Here is a 6,787-nt window from a genome sequence, read left to right on the forward strand (position 1 = left end):
CCTAGACGGCCGCAGAGCCGACACGGCCCTTGCGCAGTGCATCGATGACCGCTTCTTTCGGACCGTCGGCGACGATCCGCCCGTTGTCGAGCACCACCAGCCGATCCACCAGGCTGAGCATCGAGGTGCGGTGGGTCACCAGCAGCAAGGTTTTGCCCTGGACCCAACCGTGAAGTTTTTGCCGCAAAACATCTTCGCTGCTGTTGTCCATGGCGCTGGTGGGTTCGTCGAGCAGCATGATCGGCGGGTCGAGCAACAAGGCGCGGGCCAGCAATACGGCTTGGCGTTGCCCCCCCGACAGCAATTGCCCGCGTTCGCCGACGGGGCGGTCAAACCCTTGTGGGTGTTGACGCGCGAGCTCGGTGACGCCGGTCAGTTCGGCCACTTCCAGCATCCGCGCATCGCTGATGTAGCGTGCGCCGAGTGTCAGGTTGTCGCGCAGGCTGCCGGCCAGCAACGGCAGGTCATGGGCGACGTAACCAATTTGCTGGCGCAGGTCGGCGACGTCCAGTTGCCGCAGGTCCAGGCCATCGAGCAGCAACTGACCTTCCTCCGGTTCATAGAACCCCATCACCAGTCGCCCCAGGGTGCTTTTGCCCGAACCGCTGCGACCGATGATGCCGACCCTCTCACCGGGTTTGAGGCTGAAACTGATGTTGGCCAGCGCTGGTGCATTCTGGCCGTTGTAGCGAAAGGTCACGCCGCTGACGTCGAGGGCGCCTTGCAGTTGCGTGCGCTCCAATGGCCGCTGTTTCGCGTCGCGCTCCTGCGGCAGGCCCATCAGCGCATCGGTACTTTTCATCGTCAGTTGCGCTTGCTGATAGCGCGTGATCAGCCCGGCGATCTGCCCCAGCGGTGCGAGTACGCGACTGCCAAGCATGTAGGTCGCCACCAGCGCGCCGACGCTGAGGTTGCCGGCGATGATGCTGTAGACCCCGGCGACGATGGTCGCCATGCCGGAGAACTGCTGGATGAACAGCGTGCCGTTGGTGGCCAGCGCCGAGAGGTTGCGCGCGTGGCTGTCGAGGCGGGTGAGGGCGCCATGGGTGCTTTCCCATTTGTGCTGGCGCTCGCTTTCGGCGCTGCAGGCCTTGAGGGTTTCCAGGCCGCCGAGGGTTTCGATCAGCAGCGCCTGGCGTTCGGCGCCGAGGGTCAGGCTTTTTTGCACGGTGTCGCGCAGCCGTACCTGAATCACCATTGCGAACAGGATCGTGATCGGAAACGCCAGCAACGGAATCACCACCAGCCAGCCACCGAGCAGGCCGATCACCACCAGCATCAGCACGGCGAAGGGCAGGTCGATCAGGCTGGTCAGGGTGACGGCGGTGAGGAATTCGCGCAGGCCCTGGAAGTCATGGATGCTCTGGGCGAAACCGCCGATGGTCGCTGGCCGCGCTTTCATCGACATGCCGGTGATGCGTTCGAACAAGGTCGCGGACAGGATCACGTCGGTCTTCTTGCCGGCGGTGTCCAGCAAATGCGCGCGAACCACTCGCAATGCCAGCTCGAAACCGGTGCCGATCAGCAAGCCGATGGACAGCACCCACAGGGTCGAAGTGGCCTGGTTCGGCACCACTCGGTCGTAGGTCTGCATCACGAACAGCGGCACCATCAGCCCCAGCAGGTTGATCAGGAAACTCGCCAGGATCGCATCGCTGTACAGCCACTTCGACAGCTTCAAGGTGTCGCGAAACCACGCCTCCACACGCGGCACCAGTGGCGAGCGCAGGTCTTCGAGTTCATGCCGTGGCCGGGCGAACAAGGCCTGGCCGCTGTAGTTTTCGGCCAGCTCTTCACGGCTGACCCATTGCTCGCCGCCGTCGGCTTCGCTCGGCAGAATCAGCAGGCGGCCATCATCGCCAAAGCGGCGCAGCACGGCGGTGCGACCGTTGTCGAGGATCAGCAGCACCGGCAGGTTGAGCGCAGAAATGTCGTCCAGTTCACGGCGCAACAAACGCGCCTGCAAACTGGCCCGGGCCGCTGCGCGTGGCAGCAGGTCCAGGCTCAGGCGTTGGTGTGCCATTGGCAGCCCGGCACTCAGGCTGGCGCGACTGACCGTCGCGCCATGAAGTTTGCAGAGAATCAACAGACCGTCCAGGAGCGGGTCATCGAAGCTCAGCCGCGGATCGACACCAGTGTTGCCGGATTCCATGCTGGTCACATTGCTCGCTCCAGTACGCTACTTCAGTTCAGGCAAACGGGCTTCGTTTTTCACTTCGGTCCGGGCAATCGCGTCGGCGGGCAGCACCACCCGTTGTTGGCTCAGCAACTGGCCCATGTTCGCCAGCACGCGGTACATCGAGTATTCCTCGGTGTAGCGCACTTCGGTATAGCGGCGGTTGGCGTTGTAGAGTTCGTTTTCACTGTCGAGCACGTCGAGCAGGGTCCGTTGGCCGAGGCCGAACTGGTCCTGATACGCCGCCCGTACACGGGTGGTGGTTTCCGCGTATTCGCGGGCGGTCGGGGTTTGTTTTTTCGCGTTGACCATGGCGTTCCAGGCCAGGTGAATGTTCTCGTTGAGTTGGCGCAGGGCATTGTTGCGGATGTCCATGGCCTGGTTGATCTTGTGCGCGTCGGAGGCCAGTCGCGCCTTGTCGCTGCCGCCGCGGAACAGGTTGTAGTTCATCACGACGCCGACGCGCCATTCGTTGTCGTGGCCTTCTTCACCGGCGATGTTGTTATTCGCCCCCACCGCGGCTTCAGCGTCGAAGCGTGGGTAGAACGGCGACTTGGCGACTTCATACTGGCTCTCGGCCGATTGCACATCCGCCTGGGCCGATTTCAGGTACGGGTTGTTGTCGACCATGCTCTGTTGGGCATCCCGGATCGTGGGCGGCAATTCGCCGCGAATCGATGGCAGCGTTTCCAGTTCATCGGGCATGCGCCCTGTGACTGCGTAGAAATTCGCTTCGGCATCGGCCAGATCGACTTCCGCGGTGTCGAGGTTGTTTTCCGCGAGTGCCCGGCGAGCCACGGATTGATCGGCGTCGGCGTTGCTGCCGATACCGCGCTGGGTGCGCAGGCCGATCTGGTCGTTGACCCGCAAGTGCGCCTGCAGGTTGTTCTTGGCCAGCGTCACCAGTTCGCGGCGCTTGAGCACTTCGAGGTAAACCTCGATGGTGCGCAGGGCCAGATCCTGAGCGGTGCCCTGCGCGTAATAGGCCCGTGAATTGACCACGCCTTTGGTGCGCTCGACTTCGTTGGCCGTGTTGAAGCCATCGAACAGCATCTGCCGCAGACGCAGTTCCGATTGGGTGTAATTCAGGATTTCCGTGTGGTGATTGCCGAAGGCCCGGGTGTTGGTGTTATCGCTGTACCCGCGCCCGTACGAGGCGTTCAGATCCACGGAAGGATAAAAGCCCCCCTTGGCGACTTTCACGTCTTCATCGGCCGACAGACGGCTGTCCACCCGCGACGCCAGTTCCGGGTGGGTCGCAAGGGTGCTCTGGATCGCCTCGGTCAGTGACATGGCGTGAGCCTGAGAAGTACAAGCCATCGCCAATAGAATCGCACTGCAGATGGGGTTCAATCGGCGCATGGGTACATCTCCCTGAGTCCTAAATGGTGCTTATTAGTCGCCAATTATTTGACGACATTTATAGGTAAAACCGTTTCATGCTCTTTACAACAGAGCTAAGAACATTCTGGGAGGAATCTAAGAAGGATTTCTCATAAGGGTTATGCCAAAAAAAACTTATGCGCTCTGCAAAATCCAGCACATTGTTCACGTCGAAAGCCCTTGATTTATGAGCGTTAGGGCGCTCTGAAGGGCAAAAGGAAAGTTCCACCCACATATCGACTAGGGCGTAGAAGTGCTGGAGGGGAGGGACGCGAAACGGTTTTCCTGGTGACGGTTTTTTGTCACTTGGCTGGTTCAGAACCGTTACGCATCGCTCACTGGACGAGGTGTTACCGAACAGGATCCCGATGCCTTTGATTGCAGAGGGTTTTATTCCGTAGCGGACACGTCGCCCGTGAGCGACACGCTTGGCGAGACAGTCGCCAGGGCAGTGGCTTGGTGTTGACGAGCTGCTCCCCGGAAGAGGCTCGCCGGCCACCGCTTGACCCATGAGCACGTTCTTCGCAAACAACAGGATGCCGGCGGCAGTCGGCAGCGGAGGAAGTGCACATGGCTACGCTCATCGGTATCGTCAGTAAGGTCATTGGTCAGGTGTTCGCCCAGGGGAGCGACGGTACCCGACGTGTGCTGATCGAGGGGGACCGGCTGTTTGCCGGCGATCAACTGATCACCGGGGCCGAAGGCGCGGTGGCGGTGCACCTGCAAAATGGCCAGGAACTGACGCTCGGGCGTGGCAGCAGCCTGCAAATGAACCCCCAGTTGCTGGTGGATCACGCCTCCCATGTGAATACACCTGAAGCGACCACGCCGACTCAGGCTCAACTGTCAGATGTCGAGCGAGTACAAAAAGCCATCGCGGCGGGCGACGACCCGACCCAAACCGCTGAAGCGACCGCGGCGGGGCCGGGCACACCGGGTGCGCCCGGCGGTGCATTGGGCGGCGGTCATAGTTTTGTGCTGCTGGAGGAAGTGGCCGGGCGGGTCGATCCGACTGTCGGTTTTCCCACTGCGGGCTTCAATGGTGTTCCCGAATTTCCCCGGGAGCGTCTGGCCGGTGATCCGGACGCCGGTGATCCGGACAATGGCGGCAATGCGACCGCTGCACCGATTGTGGCTGATACCCCGGATCGTCCGGACATTCCGGATACTCCAGACAATCCCGTCACCCTGGATGGCCTCGACGTAGAGGGCGGCGAGCTGACCGTCTACGAAAAAAACCTCACCTACGGCACTGATCCGGACGCTCCGGCGCTGACCCAATCCGGCACCTTCACCGTCACCGCGCTGGACGGTCTGCAAACCCTCACCGTGGGCGGCATCGCCGTGGTTACGGCGGGCGTGGCGGCAGGTTTCCCGCAATCGAGCGAGACCGACACCGGCGCGATTTTCACCATCACCGGTTACAACCCGGCCACCGGCGTGGTGAGTTACAGCTACACGTTGCGCTACGACAGCGACCACCCGAATCCCGGTGGTGCCGACAGCATCTCTGAACACTTCGACGTAGTGGCCAAGGATGTCGACGGCAGCACCGCAACCGGGCAGATCAACGTCAACATCGTCGATGACACACCGAACGCCAACCCCGACGCGACCTCGGTGGCGGAGGGCGGCACCGTCAGCGGCAACGTGTTGTGGAACGACGTCGCCGGTGCCGATGGTCCGTTGCTCGGTGGCGGGGTGGTCGGCGTGCGCGCCGGCTCGGACACTTCGACCCCGGTCAACGGCGGCCTCAACACCCACATCAACGGCACCTACGGTTACCTGACCCTGGACGCCCAGGGCAACGCCGAATACCACAGCTACCCGAACGGCGTGAATGGTCCCGGTGCGACCGACGTGTTCACCTACACCCTGCGTGATAACGACGGTGATGAAAGCACCACGACCATCACCATCGACGTCACCAACAGCTGCATCACGGCAGCCACCGACAACGACGTCACCGTCTACGAAAAAGCGCTCGACCTGAGCAAGGATGGCCAGGACCTCGCGGCAGGCACCGTCACCGGTAGCGAGCCGGGCCATACCGGCGAAACTGCCAGCGGCACACTGGTCGGCTCGGTCAGCGGCGCGACGGGCGCGATCACCTACACCCTGGTCGGCAGCGCCACCGGAACCTATGGGCAAATCCTGCTCAACCCCAACGGCACTTACACCTACACCCTGACCTCGCCGGCCAGCACCACGCCGCACGCGGACAACGGCGCCAACACCCTGAGCGAAAGCTTCACCTACCAGGCCACCGATGCCCTGGGCAACACCGTCACCAGCACGATCAAGGTCAACATCGTCGACGACGTGCCCAAAGCGATGGATGACAGCAACGACGGTGTCGCCACGCCAACGCACCTGACCCTCGAAGGCAATGTCCTGAGCAACGACGTGCAAGGCGCGGATCGCGTGCCGACCGGGCCGGACAGCGGACCGATTACCGCGGGCACGTTCACCGGGACTTACGGCACCCTGGTGCTGAATGCCAACGGCACCTACACCTACACGCTGAACATCAGCGATGCCGATTTCAAGGCGCTGCACAATGGCGGCGAGGGGAAGGAGAAATTCAACTACACCCTCACCGATGCCGACGGCGACATCAGCACTGCGACGCTGGAGCTGAACATCCATAACAGCCCGGTGACCCTCAACGGCCTCGACGTAGAGGGCGGCGAGCTGACCGTCTACGAAAAAAACCTCACCTACGGCACCGACCCGGATGCTCCGGCCCTGACCCAGACCGGCACCTTCAACGTCAACGCGCCGGATGGCCTGCTGACCCTCACCGTCGGCGGCATCGCCGTGGTCACGGCGGGCGTGGCGGCAGGCTTCCCGCAATCGAGCGAGACCGACACCGGCGCGATCTTCACCATCACCGGTTACAACCCGGCGACCGGCGTGGTGAGCTACAGCTACACGTTGCGTTACGACAGCGACCACCCGAATGCCAGCGGTGCCGACAGCATTTCCGAACACTTCGACGTGGTGGCCAAGGATGTCGACGGCAGCACCGCGACCGGGCAGATCAACGTCAACATCGTCGATGACACACCGAACGCCAACCCCGACGCGACCTCGGTGGTGGAGGGCGGCACCGTCAGCGGCAACGTGTTGTGGAACGACGTCGCCGGCGCCGATGGTCCGTTGCTCGGCGGCGGGGTGGTCGGCGTACGCGCCGGCTCGGACACTTCGACCCCGGTCAACGGCGGC

3 protein-coding genes are annotated in these 6,787 nt (G+C 62.6%); 1 reads left to right on the top strand and 2 read right to left on the bottom strand.

Translation table 11 applies throughout. The features are described from left to right. Position 1: 1 nt before the first annotated feature. Together IB254_RS29030 and IB254_RS29035 are read right to left on the bottom strand one after the other, a co-directional pair. The gene (locus IB254_RS29030) at positions 2–2,161 is read right to left on the bottom strand and encodes a type I secretion system permease/ATPase (protein WP_192420868.1); all 2,160 of its coding nucleotides are present in this window, start codon (positions 2,159–2,161) and stop codon (positions 2–4) included. A gap of 18 nt (positions 2,162–2,179) precedes the next feature. Next, the gene (locus tag IB254_RS29035; protein WP_192420870.1) at positions 2,180–3,538 is read right to left on the bottom strand and encodes a TolC family outer membrane protein; all 1,359 of its coding nucleotides are present in this window, start codon (positions 3,536–3,538) and stop codon (positions 2,180–2,182) included. 591 nt (positions 3,539–4,129) lie between these two features. Here IB254_RS29035 and IB254_RS29040 point away from each other — a divergent pair. Further along, positions 4,130–6,787, top strand: a 2,658-nt coding sequence (locus IB254_RS29040) for a retention module-containing protein (RefSeq protein WP_192420872.1), incomplete at its 3' end; no start/stop codon positions are given.

The organism is Pseudomonas sp. PDM03 (genome assembly GCF_014852385.1).
Taxonomy (GTDB): Bacteria; Pseudomonadota; Gammaproteobacteria; order Pseudomonadales; family Pseudomonadaceae; genus Aquipseudomonas; species Aquipseudomonas migulae.